Here is a 17,213-nt window from a genome sequence, read left to right as displayed (position 1 = left end):
GAGTTAAATAGCTAGGTAGCTAATTTATATGATAACTTACTATTACTATATTGAAGGGCTTGTTATGGATAGAAGAAAAGAAATTAAGTCATTTAAAAAGACTTCCGTTATTGTTGATTCTGAACTTGATCTCGAATTTAAAAGAATAGCATCAAGAAAGTATCAATTTCAAAAAGGATGGTACAGTAATGCCCTAGCTGAAGCCATGGAACTCTGGATTAAGGCTAATGAGATGATATTTTTAAAAAATGGGGTTACACCCATGACCCGGTTTATAGGTTCCAAAATGTGGGGTTATTTTAATAATGATCCCGGCATGAATAATGATTCAAAAGTTGAAGCAATGGATACTATATTTGATTTTTTTAATGATAATCATTCTATTAAAGATGTTGATTATAAATATTCAGATGGTAAATTCACCTGCAATGTAGCCATGAATAAAGATTCTATTGAAAGTGATTTTGAACGATTAGTAGATACCCAAATAATTCCTATTTCCATGGTTGCCCGGGCAGGCCTGGAAGATATTACAGGCAGTGAATATCAAATCAACAAAATCAAAGTTGATGATAAAAAAGGTAAAATAGAACTTTCTAAGTCCTCTGAATAAAAAGAATGATTATTTAATTTTTATAATGTACGTTATGATTTTAGCAGGCATTTCATTGGACCATGGCCTTGATTGAACCAAAGTAATTTTAGTTTTGCCTTTTTTCAATGCCTTAAAAATGTAAACTTTGGTACCGCACTGAATATAACCCGCTTTTTCTTTTGGAAAAACTATTTTTTCGCTACATAATTTTATAAATTTATTATTATACTGGCTATCCCAGACATACCCGCTGCTTCCAGAGGTATCCATCAATTTGATATTAAATTTTTCATTCACATGCACAGTCAACTGTTTTTGTTCATATGATATATCTGAAACAGCTGCCGCTGCAGATATTGCATTAAATGACATTGCAGCAATTAAAAGTACTGAAATTAATTTTAAATTTTTCATTTTAACCCTCTTAAAGCCCTCAGTAAACACTAATACTTTAAATGTGATGTGATCTTTTTCATAATGTCTTCAGGGCTTTTTTTCCAATTTCCATTATTTAATTAATTACTCTTCATTTAAATCGCTATTTTGTATGATTATCCATCACTATCATTAATTTCTGTATTCTACTGGATATTATAGATTGATTGAAGTCACCATACAAAACATCTTGGTTATTTCCATGGTTTTTAATTTTCCCATTACTTTTAGCACTGGTTTATAATAAGTAATCCAAGTGATTTCTTACTTTTAACATTAAGATATTTAAAGTTTTCTACTAATACTGAATGAATATTCAGAAGTAACTTAAATTAAGAGTTACTTAACTTGAGAAAAAATCATTCAATAAGGGATGGAATCAATTAATATAGAAACAGTAGTTGTGATTAATTCTTTTGCCGCCAGATTATTCAACCATTTATCTGGAATTCCACTTTTCCCATAATGTGCTCCGGCTAACTGACCATAAATAGCCCCAGTGGTATCTGCATCCTCCCCCAGGTTAACTGCTAAAAGACAACCGTCTTTAAAATTATCAGAGTTATAAAAAGCCCAAAGAGCGGCTTCTAAAGAGTTAATCACGTATCCGGAACCTCTAATTTCTGGAGGATTTTTCTCTTTAAAAGAACCGTCTGCCACTTCTTTAAGTTCAACCCGCATGGGATGTTCTTCCCAGTAACTGGGTATGGGGCAATATGATGGCGACAATAACTCTTCTTTATCAACTCCCATTAATGCCCCTAATATTAACCCTGTGAAATATTGGCATGTTTCCAGGACCAAAGGGTGTTGATGGGTTGTTCTTGAACTCAAATCAGCATATCTTAAGGCATCTTCGGCACTAGAAAAATAAAATAAGGGTATGGGTGCCATACGCATCAAAGACCCATTACCTGCAGACATCTCATGGAACGGGCCAGAATATGGATTTTGAGTAGTTTTGTAAGTTTCCAGGGCCTCACGGGTCGTGTTGCCGATATCAAAACAGTAACCCTTAATAGAGAGACATCCCTTATCATACCACCGACAGTAGCGATACATTTGGTCTTGTGGGTTGAAACCCTGACATTTACTGAGGCTTTCGGCAAGAGCCAGTGCCATAGATGTATCGTCAGTCCATTCCCCTTTATTTAAATTGTGAGGTCCTCCGCTTTGAAAATTTTCCACTCTCTTAAATGTACCCGGATCTTTAAACTCCACCGGTGCGCCCAAAGCATCGCCTACAGCCAGACCCAACATGGCGCCATAATAACCATCTTCAATTTCAAAACAAATCTCTTTTAAACGTTTAAATATTGGTAAAAAGTTCCCTCTTTCTATAAAATTAGATATTCCTCCACTGCAGAACCTATCGGCCTGGATATGTCCGGTTAAGATTTGTATAATATCCGACAAAACAAAATCATTTAAGGTTTCTGAACTTAATTTTATTCCTGATGGAGAAAAATCTGACCAATCAGAGGGTTGAATAAAATTTTCTTCATATAGGCTATTTATAAATTGAGCTACGGTCTCGGGATAATAATGGGGAACTTTAACTGGGTTTTCACTAGAAAAATCATCATCTGATTCAAAATAAGAATGATTTTCTAGAACCACTTTAATATTAGTGAGGGATGGTATGACCATAGGAATCAACATCTATTCTTCCAGAAAACTTAAAATATCCTTTTTAAGTGCAAGTGCATCTTCATTTTCTTCGTCCAATTCTAATGATTTATTCACCATTTCCAAAGCTTCATCAAATCGTCGGGATATAGTTAAACTGACAGATAGTGAGGTATATGCCCATTCAAATTCAGGGTTAATAGATATTGCCTTTTTAAATGCTTCAATAGCTTCAGTGTGATTGGTCATGTTCTGGTGGGTTATACCTATCTCGTACCAGGCTCCAGTATGCTCGCTATTTATTTCCACGATTTGATAAAAGTTTTCTAAGGATTCCTCCAGCAAATCCATTCGACGATAAGCTTCGCCTTTGAGATAAAGAGCATCTAGATTTTCAGGATTAAATTCAAGCAGCAAGTCCAATTCCAAAATGGATTCCTGGAAATCTCCTTTTTGACCCAGGGTGATGGCTTTTTTAATTATAATCTCTTCATTTGCACTGTCGAGTTCAAGAATGCGGTCAAATGCTTCAATAGCCCTATCAAATTCTTTCATATCATCCAGAACCACGCCCTTAAAGAAGAATGCAGATAAATTATCATTATCCAGTTCAGTGGCCATCTCAAAATGCTGAAGTGCCTCTTCATCGTCACCTTCCATTAACAATAACTTACCCTTCTCAAAGTAGGCATCAGAATTATTGGGATTAATTTCCAGAGCTTTATCAAATGATTTTAAAGCTTTTTGATTATATTTAAGTTCCACATAGATCATACCCTTATAGATCCAGGCTAGATCAACTTGAGCATCCTTGTTTAATAAAGATTCAATAGTATGCAGTGCTTCCTGGAATTTGCACATATGCAGCAGTGCCTTAGCATATGATAACTGAGCTATAATCATATTATCATCAATGGATAGTACTTTCTTATAACAATCTGCTGCGTCATGATAATTTTCAGCAGACATTAAAATATTACCTTTATTCAACCAGGCATTCACGTCCAGGGGATTCAAACTCAGGGCACGATTTAAAGATTTCAATCCCTCAACTTCTTCTCCCAGTGCTAGGAGAGTAGCACCCATATTACTCCATGCATCAGAATAATTAGGATTAAGTTTCACAGCTTTATCATAACACTTAATTTCCTCTTCATGTTCGTCCAGTTCGTACAATGAAAGTGCTTTAGCATTCCATGCCTCAGCATAATATTCAAAAACTTCTAAAGCTTTATCATAAGCTTTTATTGATTCTGGATACTTTTCTAGATCATATAATACTACGCCTTTCCGGTACCATGCTTCAGGATTGAGGTCATTCAGATTCAGTGATTTTTCAAAACATTTCAAAGATTGTTCATAATCTCCAAGTTTGTGCAGCAATTTCCCTTTTAAAAAGTAAGGCCTGTAATTTTTCCATTCAAATTTTATTGCATTATCAAAACATTCCAGTGATTGTTCATAGTCTCCGGCAATGGATAGAGCAATTCCTTTAGAAATCAGGGTATCAACTGATTTTTCATCCAGCTTTAATGCATTATCATATAAATCCATGGCCTCTTCTTTTTTACCCATACAAAAGAAAGCATTACCTTTTTGGGTTATAATATAAGGGTCTTCGGGTTCTTTTTTTAGGAGATATTCCATACACTCCAGGGCGGACTCGTATTTGTCTAATTCCATCAGACAGTTTATTTTTTCTTTAATAATCTCAGGATCTTTATCTGATTTTAGAATTCGGTCCAATTTTTCTAGAGCCTCATCATACCGTCCAACAGCTGCCAGTATATAAGCCATGTTTTTTAAAACATCTTTATCATAATTTTTTTGTTCCAATAATAATTCCCAATAAGCTATTGATTCATCATAGTTCCCATTTAAAAACAATGCATGGGCCATGCTTTCCAGTGCAGGTTCATATTGTTCATCAAGGATTAATGCTTCATCAAGACATTCAATGGCTTCGGATGGACGGTTAAGATCTATTAAGGCCCTACCTTTCTGAGCCCATATCTCTGGATTTTCCCTATCTTCTTTTAGAAGGTCATCACAAACATTTAAAATTAGTTTAAGCTCATGGTCGGTTTTCTTATCTTGATCAGGCATATCTTTCGCTTCCTTAATGGGAATTTCTTTAATATTCTTTCAGGTCTTCACAGCAGAAACTGAAAAAGCAATCTCTGCAGTGAGAACTAGGTGCTGGATGGAATATTTCATTATTTATTCCACTGCAAACTGCATCTATTTGAGATCTAATTTCATTATAATCATTATTTTTCGTAAAGTAAGTTTTTTCATTGGTGAAAAAGTGATATGCACATAATTTATCGAAACCATATTTCTCTTTTAGACAGTAATCATAAATCTTAAGCTGCATCTCCACTTGGAGTTTTTCCAGGGCAGATTCTCCCCTGGCCTTAAAGTCGAATAATTCCAGTTGATTATTGGAATTTTTAATAACCAGATCTGTACGGCCACTTATTAAAGTATTTTCTGTAAATAAGGAAAATGATTCTTCAGTGGAAATTACTTCCTGTATATGGTCCTTCATATGATCATAGTAATGCCAAATCTGGGTGATGAGATTGTTTTTATTATCTTCATCGTCTTCCTCATTGTTATGGAGTTTTATCCAGTTCTTATTTACAATATATTCAATTTTATTAATATTAATTTCTTCTCCTTCACGCAGGGATTCATGCATCATATTCAGAGAGTTATGGATAATGATTCCATACTTTTGATCAAAAGTTGGTTGATATTCAAATAAGTAATGATAAATCAATTTATATCTGAAAGGACATGAATTATACGTTTTTATTGATGAGAAAGAAACATGGAGTGGGTTTTTAGCAACATCCCTTTCTTCACATTTTTCTATAATAGTATCCACATCAGAAAATTCTTCAATACCCAGATCATCCTCAATAAACTGAGATTTTTTCCCACCAGGAGATATTATTAAATTATCCTGGGCACGGGTCATGGCCACATAGAATAACCTACGCTCCTCATTTATCTGACCATCTGGAACGAATTTTAAAAGTTCATCTGGTATAGGGAATGGGTCTCTATTTCTATGTTTTAAGGGGAACTGATCTTGAGATACGCCACAAATAAATACCACAGGAAACTCCAAACCCTTGGCCTGATGAACTGTCATTATTTTAACAGAGCGGGGGTCTTCAAGCATCTCCTCATCATATTGCATGGTTTTAGGCAAACTAAAGAGGAATCTTAGAAAATCTTCCAGAGTTGGGTCTTTTGAAAAATCCTGATATCTTTTTATGATTCCAGATAATTTAGAGAGATTAAAAAGTATATCTTCATTCTTCTCAGACTCATTTCGTGTTAGTCTTTTAAGATACTTCGAAATATCTAAAATAGTGTAGAATACATTTAAAACATCCATCTCTTTAGTTTGCAATGCTTTTTTAAACTTATTAATCTCAGATAATATCTGGATATCATTTTTATTAGTGATAGAATATTTTTCAAAATCCTCTTTTTTAGTAATTGATGTGATATCTACTGATAATTCAATTTCTTTTAATTTCATCACTGTTTCAGGGGATATATCCATTAATTCATTCATTAAGAGATTCGTATCCCACCAACGGCCCCAGCGGGTTTTGAATTTCTTACCATAATCCTTATCATCCACATAATGCAGCATGTAGAGTGTAGCCTGTATTTCATCTCTTTTTAGAAATGATTGATCACCACGGATAGTGTATTTAATATTGGCTTTTTTAAGTTCACTTACTAGGGCCCCTGCTTGATTTTTAACACTCCTAAACAATAGGGTGATGTAACCATAATGTGGTATGATATCGTGCTCTTTCATATCATGAATTAACTTAACGATTTGATGGGCTTCCTCACCACGGGCACTATTATTTAAGAGTACCATTTCATTCCCTTTACTACGCCATGGTTCTATCTCTTTTTTAATCATCCGATGCTTACTCATGAACTTCTCTGAGGCCCTAATGATATTAGTAGTGGATCTGAAATTCTTATTTAAGACTACTTTTGTTGTTTCAGGATATTTCTCAGGGAATTTTATGAAATTCCGCATATTAGCTCCTCTGAAAGAATAAATACTCTGATCCTCATCACCCACTACACAAATATTATTTTGAGGATAAGCTATTAATTGAAAAATCCTATCTTGAATAGGACTGGTATCCTGATATTCATCAATTAAAAGAAAAAGGTATTTATCTCGCAATTGATCCAGTATATGTGGATTATTTTCTAGGATATCTCGAACAGCCACCTGTAAACCACAAAAATCAATTAATTGGTATTCATTTAATAATTCAAGATATCTTTTATATGCTTGGCAGCTTTTGAGATTGGTCTTATTATTAGGGTATTTTTCTTTGATTTTTTTAATCAAATCATTAGGGTCAATCTCATTTTCCCCACACTTATTGTAAAAGCCCATGAGGTCGCCTAAACGGCTTTCATTAAAATTAAATTCTTCTAAGTTATTTCTAAGAAATAATAATTGTGAATCTTCGTCTAAAACATCAAAACCACTGCCTAGATTATGATATTCTGGATACTTTCTAAGAATATATTTACAAAATGAGTGAATAGTTGATATATGAATATATTCAGCCTTCTCACCAATTTCTCTACTTAACCTGGACTTTAATTCATCAGCAGCTTTATTGGTAAATGTGGTTAAAAGAATAGAGGATGGATCCACATTTTTTTCTTGTATGAGGTGAAGAACTCTCTGGATTAGTACCCATGTTTTGCCTGCCCCTGGACCGGCCACAATCATGAGAGGGCCCTCATAGTGATAAATGGCCTCTTTTTGTGATTTGGTCAAAGTTTTTTTATTTGACATGGGTCTTCTAACCTTTATGGTCAATATAAAGAGTATTATTGAACTAAGACAATATAATTTTATCTATTATATGGACAGTTGATTGATTTTTCTTATATGAGGTGCGATAAAGTTCAATCGGTTTATAAAATATAATATTTGATAGTTTAAAATCGAAACTTAGTAGAGCACTTTGTATTACTATTTAATAGTAAATAACATATAATATTAATAATATAAATTATTTATAGATTTTTTAAGGGGGCTTTTAATTTGGTTAACGGTTCTACAACACAATGGGCTGGATTCAATGCTTTTCTATTAATATTTTTGTTTTTTGCAACAGGAATTTTGTATTATAAAGGATTAATCACTGTATTTGAAACTGAAATAATCTTAGGAATTATTCTTATTTTTGCACTAATAACAATTTATTGTAAAATAGGGGATAAACTCACTCCCAATGGATGGGCTTCAATCAGTGCAATTCTTCTAATAATATTCATGGTCATATCAGGATTTTTTGCCCCAAAAGGAGTAAATTATTTTCTGGTGTTCATTATTATGCTAGTGTTTTTCGCTGTTTTGGGAAGTTTAGTAAGTGGAAGAATAGCAGGTATATTAATAGATGAACGTAACCAGATGAGTCTTTCAAGATTTCAAATAGTAGTCTGGACAGGAATAATTTTATCTGCCTATCTTGCAATGGCCTTGGTAAGGATTGCAGCAAATGTACCTAATCCTCTGGAGATTGGGATGGAATGGCAGATCTGGGCACTTCTTGGTATAAGTACCGTATCACTGGTGGGAAGTCCACTGCTTTTAAGTGAAAAGAAGAAGAAAAAATCTGATCCAACAGAAAAAATTAATTTGAAAACTGAGGTAGCTAAGGGAGATATAAAGATTGTTGGTTTGATACCAGTTAATACAAGTCCCGATGCTGCAGAATTTGCTGATATTTTCAGAGGTGATGAAACTGCTACACTAAAGAACATTAACATGGCCAAAGTCCAGATGTTCTTTTTCACGATAATTATAGCATTATCTTATGGTTTGATGATTTATCTTATGATAGCAACAAATACGGACCCTGCTACAATGGATAGTTTCCCTGCATTGGATGATAGTTTAGTGGCTCTTTTAGCCATAAGTCATGCAGGATACCTCACTAACAAATCTATTGACCAAACTGCCAAAGAATAAAACTTAATTTTTTTCTTTTTTTAAATCTTCTTTTTAAATAAAATTAATCCATCTATTTAATCAAATGAAATAATAATATGTTATAGTTTTATCGAATTTATTCTATTATTAAATCAGGTGGTTAAATGGCACAAATAGATTTCTACGGTGGAGTAGATGAAATAGGTGGAAATAAAATACAAGTATCATCTAATGATTCTTCAATATTCTTTGATTTTGGAAAAAGTTTCAAACAAGAAAACCTATATTTTTCAGAATTCTTAAAGCCCCGAAAACTAAATGGGATACTAGATTTGGTGGAATTTGATTTATTACCTCAAGTAAAGGGCTTATACCGGGAAGATTATTTAAAACATTCTGGTTTAAACCATCACGAAAATCCTGCAGCTCAGGGGATATTGATATCACACGCCCACCTGGACCATATGGGGTACCTGCACCATATACGAGAAGACATTCCATTTTATATGAGTAAAGAAAGTTATCTGATAATTAAGGCACTGGAGATGACTGGCGCGGCTGGATTTAATAATTACACTACTTATTCGCCTGATTTTTTACTTTTAGAGAAAAAAAGAATGAGTAAAAACTCTACAACCCATAAAAGGGCCAGTGCACGTGATGTTAAAAAAGCCAGAGAGATTGAACTCATAAAACCATATAAATCATTTGAAATAGGGGACTTTAAAATCACATCAGCCCCAGTAGACCATTCTCTTCCAGGCTCCTGTGCATTTTTAACGGAAAGCAGTGAAGAATCTATGGTATATACGGGGGATTTCCGTTTTCATGGGAAAAGAGAAGATGAAACGAAAAAATTTATTAAAGAAGCTCGGAAGTTTTCACCAACTGTTTTGATTAGTGAGGGTACACGGATTGACCGGGACAAAAATGTTTTAGAATCTGATATTCAAAAGAAAGCTGCAAATTTGGCACTCTCTCATGGGGACCTTATCATAGTTAATTATCCAATTCGGGATCTCGATAGATTTAATACATTTTATGAAGTAGCAAAAGACTCAGATCGGACATTGGTTGTAAATACTAAACAAGCATTTCTATTAAATGAGTTCTATGGGATGGGGTATCCTCAACTTGATGATGTGGCAGTGTATGTACCTCGAAGAAGCTGGGGATTATATGGTGGAGAATCATATGCCTGTTTTGAAGATGATTGGATTAGAAGTGATAAATTAGATGGGGAATATGTTCTATCTGATTATAAAGGATGGGAAAAAGACTATATCTCATGGGATAACTGTGTAAACTATAAAGATTTGCAGGAAAACCCAGGCGACTACCTATTCCAGTGCGATTTCTTTGAATTTAAAGAATTAATTGATATAAAACCAGAAAATGCGATTTATATTAAATCCAAAACAGAACCTTTCAATGAAGAAATGGAGATTGACGCTGCACGGGAGAGAAACTGGTTAGAACACTTTGGAATAACTATCCATGACGGATACCATGCATCAGGACATGCCAATGGGGTGGAGATTCTGGACATGATACAGGAAATCCAGCCAGATAAAATATATCCTGTACACACCATGGGAAAAGAAGAATTTAAGATTTTAGAAGATGAAGGTGTAAAAGTAGTTTATCCAAATTTGGGGAAATAATTAATTATTTTACTCACTGGAAAAGTAAAAATAAGAGGCCTATTGTCCGACAGCATCTTAAAATTCATAAAAAATGGAAGTTTATGACAAAAACAACCACTACTATTTACAAGGCTTCTAAAACCAAATTGAATATATCATAGAAACTGAAAATTGCAAATAGGTACTCTATGAACAAACCAAATTAAACACCAGAGATTATTACTGGAAAGTCATGAGGCCTCATATGACTCATCCTGATGATTATCCTCCAGAATAATTTCGTTTAAGAAGATATAAATGCTAATTTGATGAAATCTTGAATTATCTGATAAAATGTATTGATTTAAAAATAAATAAAAAGTAGATAACCCATTTAGTTATCTTCTTTTAATGTTTCCTTTTTTATTGCCTTTGGCATTGTTGGTGCCCCATTTGGATTTTTTACCTATAGAATAAATACCAAACCATCTATTCTTTTTAACTGTATTTTTTCCAATCTGGGCCTTAGATCCAGAGGAATAGACACCGTTTTTCCTATTGGAAGAAGCTGTATTAGCAGCAAGAAGAGCAGAAGCCCCTTTGGAATATATGCCGCTTCCCCAGTTTGAATTAAATTTATTCTGATAAATCTGGGTTAAGGATCCAATAGAATATACTCCATGTCCCTTGTTGGAATAAGCAATATTTTTAAGTATCCTGGCGTTTTTACTGGCAGAATATATACCATGGATTTTGTTGGAATATACTGTGTTATTGTAAAAGATGGCACCGTACCCTTTAGAGTACAACCCATACTTATTACTGTATACTCTGTTGGACTGCATCACGGGCTGTGATCCATGGGCAACTATTCCATAAAAGGCATTGGAAAAGGATCTACTGCTAACTATCTGGGCCTTAGATCCAGTTAAATAAATTCCATTTAATTTATTTTTTGATACTTGAGAAAGGTATACAGTTGTATTATAACCTGAGGTCTGGATCCCATTTTTATAATTACTTGAAGCAGTCACATTCCTTATAAAGGCACTGTGTCCCGTGGATAAAAGACCTTGCTGCAGGTTCGAAGATAGTACGGAATTGTAAATTTTTAAGTACTTACCTGTGGACTGCACCCCATTTTTCTTATTGGATTTACTGGTGATATTAGCTAGAGTAGCATTATATCCCGTAGTGTATACTCCGTTTTGTGAGTTGGAAGTTGCTATTACTGTGTATATTTGGGCGTTGGCTCCGGTACTGTATACTCCGTTTTGTGAGTTGGAAGTTGCTGTTACTGAGTTTATTTGGGCGTTGGCTCCGGTGGAATAAATACCATGGTTTTTATTTTTATCAATACCCACAGCAGAGTTCAAATAGAAGTTACTTCCTGTGGATAAGATACCGTTTTGGCTATTGTTCTGGGCACTGACGTACCATAAATACGCTGATGCTCCTTTGGTGTAAATACCATTCAGTTTATTGGAATTTGCCTCCATTAAATAGTATAACTGCAGGTTATTCCCTGTGGATAAGATACCGTTTTGACTATTTCCTGTGGCATTGTAGATATAGAAAAAATAAGCATTGTTGCCTGCAACGTAAAACCCATTGTTTCCATTGGATTTTGCCTCAGAAAATGTTATGGAAGTATTGCTCCCGGAAGAGTACAACCCATTTAAACTATTATAACTCATTGTACAGGACGATAAGCTGTTGTTATTACCGAATATGCTTATACCGTTCTTATAATTATAATAAGATGTGACACCACTAATAACATTTTTAAAGCCTGTGGAGTTAACTCCAGAGAGAGTGTTGTAATAGGTGTAAGAACTGCTTACAGTGGTGTTACTACCAGAAACGTAAATCCCATTCAATGAATTGTAATGGGCATAACCCTGATTTATGGTGGCATTATTACCTTTGGAGTGAATACCATTTTCTTTATTATAATTAGCATCATTTAAGGTGATATTGGCTTTATAACCTTCACTGTAGATACCTGATTTCTGGTTGTATTTAGCTGAGTTGTTGTAAATTGTAGCATTTTCTCCGGTGGTACTGATACCATGACCATCGTTCCAGGTCACATTATTTTTTTCAATAAGGGCATCATTGCCTGTGGAGTCCACACCATTTTTGGTATTGAAATAAACCAGGTTATTGTTAATATTGGCCTTATCTCCAGTGGAGTTTACACCATGGACGCCATTGGAGTAAATATTGTTACTGTCAATTGATGCGTTTTCACCAGTGGATGTGACCCCGTTTTTTGTATTGTAATATATATTATTGTTTTTAATAGTGGCGTTATCTCCAGTACTGCTAACTCCATTATTCTCATTAGATGAGATGTTGTTGTTTTCAATACTAGCTTGATATCCAGAGGAGGTCACACCGTCCTGGCCACTGGATATAATCTTGTTATTGCTAATATTAATTTTATCTCCCGTGGAGTCTATTCCCGATAAGTTACTGGCGTTAATGATGTTGTTCCCAATGCTGGCATTTTCTCCAGTGGATAGTACTCCGTTAGCTCCACTTGAGAATATATTATTGAGTATTATAGTTGCTTCATCTCCAATACTGTTTATTCCCTGATTGTTACTGGATGAGATGTTATTGTTTTCAATATGGACTAATAAACCGCTGCTAATAATTCCATCCTCACCACTATCTGATATGAGATTGCCAATGATATTGGTGTTATCTCCAGTTGAGTTTATACCAGACATAGCACTGGAATTTATGGTATTATTTATTATGGTGGCATTGGCCCCTGTTATGAGGATCCCGTCTCTGGAAGACCCATTAATGCTGTTATTGTTTACAGTAACATTATCTGCAGATATATTTAATGATCCATTTATATTGAATCCACTTATATTGGTACTTGTTGCGGTGTTTAAGACATTAATAATATCTTCGGCGCCGTTATTGGTGAGGTTAACACTTCCTTGGGATAGTATGGTCACTGATTTATCTAAAATCAATTTAACATCTTCATATAATCCTTCAAGGAAAGTGAAAGTGTCTCCCTCCTGGAAGGTGTAAATAATACCATTTAATGTAAATTCGGTGTTAATTCCATTATCAGTAAATACGTTCCCGTAAGTGGTGTTGTCCAGGTAATAATTATTGCGAACTGTGTTGTTTTCCACAGTTGTATCTTCCCCAGAAGAGCTAATACTCTTATTGTAATTAGCAAACAAGAAATTGTTCACTATACTGGCATTGTCACCTGTTGAATTTATACAATAATTAGCGCTGTTGGAGATGTTATTTCCTTCAATAGAAACATTATCTCCAGTACTGGTCACTCCGTCATGTTCATTGGATAATATATTATTGGAAGTGACGTTCGCGTTTTCTCCAGTGATGCTTATACCGGATAACAAGTTACTGCTAATAATGTTATTTGCAATAACGGTGTTGTTTCCACCGGTTTTTATACCAGATAATTCACTGCCTTTGATTATATTATTTAATATTTGAGTATTGTCTCCTGATGTGAAGATTCCATCTCTGCTGGATCCATTAATGGTATTGTTTTCGACTGTGATATTATCTGCTGAGATCTTTAAAGAACCGTTTATATTGAATCCGGTGATGTTGGTTCCTGTGGCGGTGTTTAAAACTTGGATGACATCTTCCAAACCGTCATTAGTTAAATATACACTACCTTCAGTGATGATATTCACTGTTTTATCCAGTATGAGAACCACATTCTCATATAATCCTTCGAGGAAAGTGAAAGTGTCTCCCTCCTGGAATATATAACTTATATTATTCAGTTCAAAAGTGTCTGCTATTCCATTTTCCGTGAATACATTTTGATACGTCGTATTTGTTACATTATAATTAGCTGCAGATGCAGTACTGGCCATTGATAAAAGGACCATACTCATCGCTATTGAAAATAATATTCTTTTTGAAAACTTTATTATATTGCCCCCGATTTGTTGACATACATAGGTTGTACCTAATGCTGAAGGTACTAATTTGTTTATAATGTTATCTTAATTATTCAGACATTATATTTAAATTTTATTACTTCCGTCGAAGTAATACTCCCTTAGAATGAATTTTTTAAAAAAATAAGGAAGCTTCTATGGTAGTATTACTATTTTAAAAAAATAATGAGTAAAATTAATAAAAACTGTTAAATGGATCTGCTATTAGTAAATTGCTTAATAATTATGGAATTAAATAATTTGATAAAAATAACTACAAAATTAACATATCTAACTTGGGATAACTTACAAAACCTTCCATTGATATTTTTATTTATTTTAGTCAGGTGAATTTCATTTAAAAGATTATAGTCAATATTTGAAAATATCCTGTTAATGGTGTTTCAGGTCTTATAATTTACGACTCTAGGTGATATGGGCATGTTCATGTCTTTTTTTTAGCCGAGGGTTTTATCTACACCAGCAAGATCTACTGCAAGAATAAAATTAATAATTTTGAGGGTAATCATGTATTAATTTAGTTTTATGGGGATAAAAAAAAGTTAAGTGGTGTTACTAAAATAAAAAAAGAAGTTTAAACTTCAATAGTTTCTTTGTAAATAGCGTCAGATTCATCTCCACCAGAGAAAACACTGTCAAAGATTAATACATCCACTTTTGCTGGTTTTTCACTTCCAGAAATGTAACCATTGCCAGTGACTTTCAGTTTTTGCCCAGCTTTAACATCATTAATATTCCAGGCCAAGGGGCTTTTATCTATCACTGCACCTTCGCTGTCATAGAATATTAAAACCATTTCCAGGTAACTGTAGTCTTTATCTGGGGTGACAGTTGCTTTAACAGCATAGGTACCATAACCTTGAGAGACCACTTTTAAATCAGTAACATTTAATGATGAAGATTCTTCGGCGGCACTGCTATTTTGGCTGTTACTATTATCAGTACAACCGCTAATAGCCACCACACTTGCAATTAAAAACACTGCTAAAATTATAACCAGTTTATTTTTTATCATTTTATTTACCTCTATTTTCTTATAAGTGCCAGTATTCCAGATAGACCTAAAAGGAAAGATCCTAAAACTCCAAATAATGATATGCTGATGAGCAGCCACACGGCACTTACTATTAATATTATTCCGCCGATTTTAGCGTTTCTTGTTACGTATATGGTAGCTAGTGTCCCGACAATTGATGCTAAAATAGCACTCATGCCCAGCATCATGATTTCACTTGATCCAATAGCCCCAAATAAAACCGCGAATATTCCACCTAAAAGTCCGAAAATTCCTCCAACTATACCTAAAACAAGTTCAATTGTTCTGGAAGTTTCATTAATCTCATTGGTCAATTATATTCCTCCATAGTTATACTATAAAGTAGTATATATTTAATATATAATAGTTAGTTTTGAAGTGATAATAGTAAAATATAAATGTTGATTATGTATTAAAAAATAAAATGTATATAAAAATTATGTACAATTTAATTAAAAAGTATAATTATGAATAGTTTGTTAACTTAGTTTGAGATAAGTAAATATTAAAAAATAGTTTAATCATTTTAATTCCAATTCAATAGGGCTATGATCAGACCCAATAATATCCGACATTATTTTAGTATTTTTATATTAGTTTTAAGGTCATTTGATGCAGAAATAATCTAACCTCATCCCAATATTATTTCCCTGGAGTTACGACCATAACTCCATCAAGTGTAATTATGGGGTGTTGAATAGTCTAAAAGAATCAATAAATCCATTATTTATTAAATAGTCAATTTTTTCTCTTTCTTCTTTAAGAATCCTACATATCTTTTTGCTGTTGAGGATTTATGAATATCTGATGGTTGATGGGCAATATTAAAATCACCACATATGATTACTTTGGATTTATTTTCTATAGATTTTAAGAATTTATTGTAAAAGAGTTTGTATTCTAATTTTTCTGCTGATCCTGCACCATCTGGAAAATAAATATTGTACAATGTGAATTCATCAAATTCTGCTTTAATACACGCCCTTCTTCAAGGTTTTCAAAACCCCTCTCTATATTAATGGGTTCTTCTTTGGTGAATATTCCAACACCAGTGTATGAGTTAGATTTATTGTGGTTAAGGTAGAAGTGGTAATCATCCAGTTCTAATAATTGTGATGGTATTTGTTCTGGGTTGGCTTTGACTTCTTGAAGACATATGATATCTGGAGATTGGTCAAAGACTTGTTGTATGTGGTTGTTGTTATATCTGGCTCTAATTCCATTGACGTTCCAAGATAGAAGTTTCATTTTTTTATTTCCTTCTGTAGTTTAATATGGGATAACATAAAATTAAATAAATAATACCTCGTTTAATTAAAAAGAAGCGATTAATCAAGATCAAATGATTTTAATCAAATAAATAACATTAAACCTTTTTATGATTGAAATAATTTGTGATGTAATAAAAGAATTTTGTTACTAATATTTTTAATGCTTAATCTTTAATTTTATATAGGCTTCTTTTGCATTTTTTTAACAATTATCCTAATCATCATTTAATAAATTAGTTAAAAGTTTAAAGCTCTTTGATTCCCATTCACTAAGGTGAAAGCAGAATAAGCCCTAATATTATAATCATAATGTCTTAAAAGTTTTATTAAATGGTTTAATGATTTTAAATCTCATATTAATCCTAGTGAAAATGCAATATATTTAATAACAAATTATTCATTATTATTCAATATAAAAATCAAAGATCGACTGTTTTGGGATTGCATAACAGCCATAAGCAATTGCTGCAGATTTTTTAACATGTTCATTTAATAGATGATCCCCTTAATTTTTCTATTTCTGCCTTGAAAATTGATGATCTATTTATTCATTTATTTTATAAATATAAAATTGATAAAAACTTCATAATATTCTCTTAAAATAATGATTAAACATATTTTCCTGAACATTATAATTC

General features: G+C 33.2%; 12 protein-coding genes. 3 read left to right on the top strand and 9 right to left on the bottom strand.

Annotated elements, in window-relative coordinates:
* The first annotated feature begins 64 nt into the window (after positions 1 to 64).
* Positions 65 to 613 carry a hypothetical protein gene (locus MXE27_RS06920; protein WP_248611684.1) on the top strand — a complete coding sequence of 183 codons (549 nt, stop codon included), beginning with the start codon at positions 65 to 67 and terminating at the stop codon, positions 611 to 613.
* A gap of 9 nt (positions 614 to 622) precedes the next feature.
* Here MXE27_RS06920 and MXE27_RS06915 read toward each other — a convergent pair whose 3' ends face one another.
* The 4 genes from MXE27_RS06915 to MXE27_RS06900 form a co-directional block, all read right to left on the bottom strand.
* Entirely contained in the window at positions 623 to 1,009 is a 387-nt protein-coding gene (locus tag MXE27_RS06915; RefSeq protein WP_248611683.1) for a protease inhibitor I42 family protein, read from the bottom strand.
* Positions 1,010 to 1,393: 384 nt separating this feature from the next.
* Complete coding sequence (locus MXE27_RS06910; protein WP_248611682.1) at positions 1,394 to 2,680, bottom strand: ADP-ribosylglycohydrolase family protein; 1,287 nt, start codon at positions 2,678 to 2,680, stop codon at positions 1,394 to 1,396.
* Positions 2,681 to 2,692: 12 nt separating this feature from the next.
* Complete coding sequence (locus MXE27_RS06905; RefSeq protein ID WP_248611681.1) at positions 2,693 to 4,765, bottom strand: tetratricopeptide repeat protein; 2,073 nt, start codon at positions 4,763 to 4,765, stop codon at positions 2,693 to 2,695.
* Positions 4,766 to 4,793: 28 nt separating this feature from the next.
* Positions 4,794 to 7,523, bottom strand: a complete 2,730-nt coding sequence (locus MXE27_RS06900; protein ID WP_248611680.1) for an ATP-dependent DNA helicase — start codon at positions 7,521 to 7,523, stop codon at positions 4,794 to 4,796.
* 252 nt (positions 7,524 to 7,775) lie between these two features.
* On the opposite strand from MXE27_RS06900, the gene MXE27_RS06895 reads away from it, so the two are divergent.
* Both MXE27_RS06895 and MXE27_RS06890 read left to right on the top strand, forming a co-directional pair.
* Positions 7,776 to 8,705 carry a hypothetical protein gene (locus MXE27_RS06895; protein WP_248611679.1) on the top strand — a complete coding sequence of 310 codons (930 nt, stop codon included), beginning with the start codon at positions 7,776 to 7,778 and terminating at the stop codon, positions 8,703 to 8,705.
* A 125-nt stretch (positions 8,706 to 8,830) separates the two neighbouring features.
* Positions 8,831 to 10,330 (top strand): MBL fold metallo-hydrolase, encoded by a 1,500-nt coding sequence (locus MXE27_RS06890; protein WP_248611678.1) that lies wholly within the window; start codon positions 8,831 to 8,833, stop codon positions 10,328 to 10,330.
* A 359-nt stretch (positions 10,331 to 10,689) separates the two neighbouring features.
* Here MXE27_RS06890 and MXE27_RS06885 read toward each other — a convergent pair whose 3' ends face one another.
* The 5 genes from MXE27_RS06885 to MXE27_RS06865 all read right to left on the bottom strand — a co-directional run bounded on the left by MXE27_RS06885 (position 10,690) and on the right by MXE27_RS06865 (position 16,552).
* Positions 10,690 to 14,196, bottom strand: coding sequence for a beta strand repeat-containing protein (locus MXE27_RS06885; protein WP_248611677.1), 3,507 nt, complete (start codon positions 14,194 to 14,196; stop codon positions 10,690 to 10,692).
* A gap of 646 nt (positions 14,197 to 14,842) precedes the next feature.
* Entirely contained in the window at positions 14,843 to 15,283 is a 441-nt protein-coding gene (locus MXE27_RS06880; RefSeq protein ID WP_248611676.1) for a hypothetical protein, read from the bottom strand.
* 11 nt (positions 15,284 to 15,294) lie between these two features.
* Positions 15,295 to 15,618, bottom strand: a complete 324-nt coding sequence (locus MXE27_RS06875) for a DUF4064 domain-containing protein (RefSeq protein WP_248611675.1) — start codon at positions 15,616 to 15,618, stop codon at positions 15,295 to 15,297.
* A 416-nt stretch (positions 15,619 to 16,034) separates the two neighbouring features.
* Positions 16,035 to 16,253 (bottom strand): exonuclease/endonuclease/phosphatase family protein, encoded by a 219-nt coding sequence (locus MXE27_RS06870; RefSeq protein WP_248611674.1) that lies wholly within the window; start codon positions 16,251 to 16,253, stop codon positions 16,035 to 16,037.
* Positions 16,205 to 16,552 carry an endonuclease/exonuclease/phosphatase family protein gene (locus MXE27_RS06865; protein WP_248611673.1) on the bottom strand — a complete coding sequence of 116 codons (348 nt, stop codon included), beginning with the start codon at positions 16,550 to 16,552 and terminating at the stop codon, positions 16,205 to 16,207. Before MXE27_RS06865 ends, MXE27_RS06870 begins: the two co-directional genes overlap by 49 nt.
* Positions 16,553 to 17,213: the final 661 nt, after the last annotated feature.

The organism is Methanobacterium alcaliphilum (assembly GCF_023227715.1).
GTDB lineage: Archaea > Methanobacteriota > Methanobacteria > Methanobacteriales > Methanobacteriaceae > Methanobacterium_E > Methanobacterium_E alcaliphilum.
This window is presented reverse-complemented; position numbering and strand designations above follow the sequence as displayed.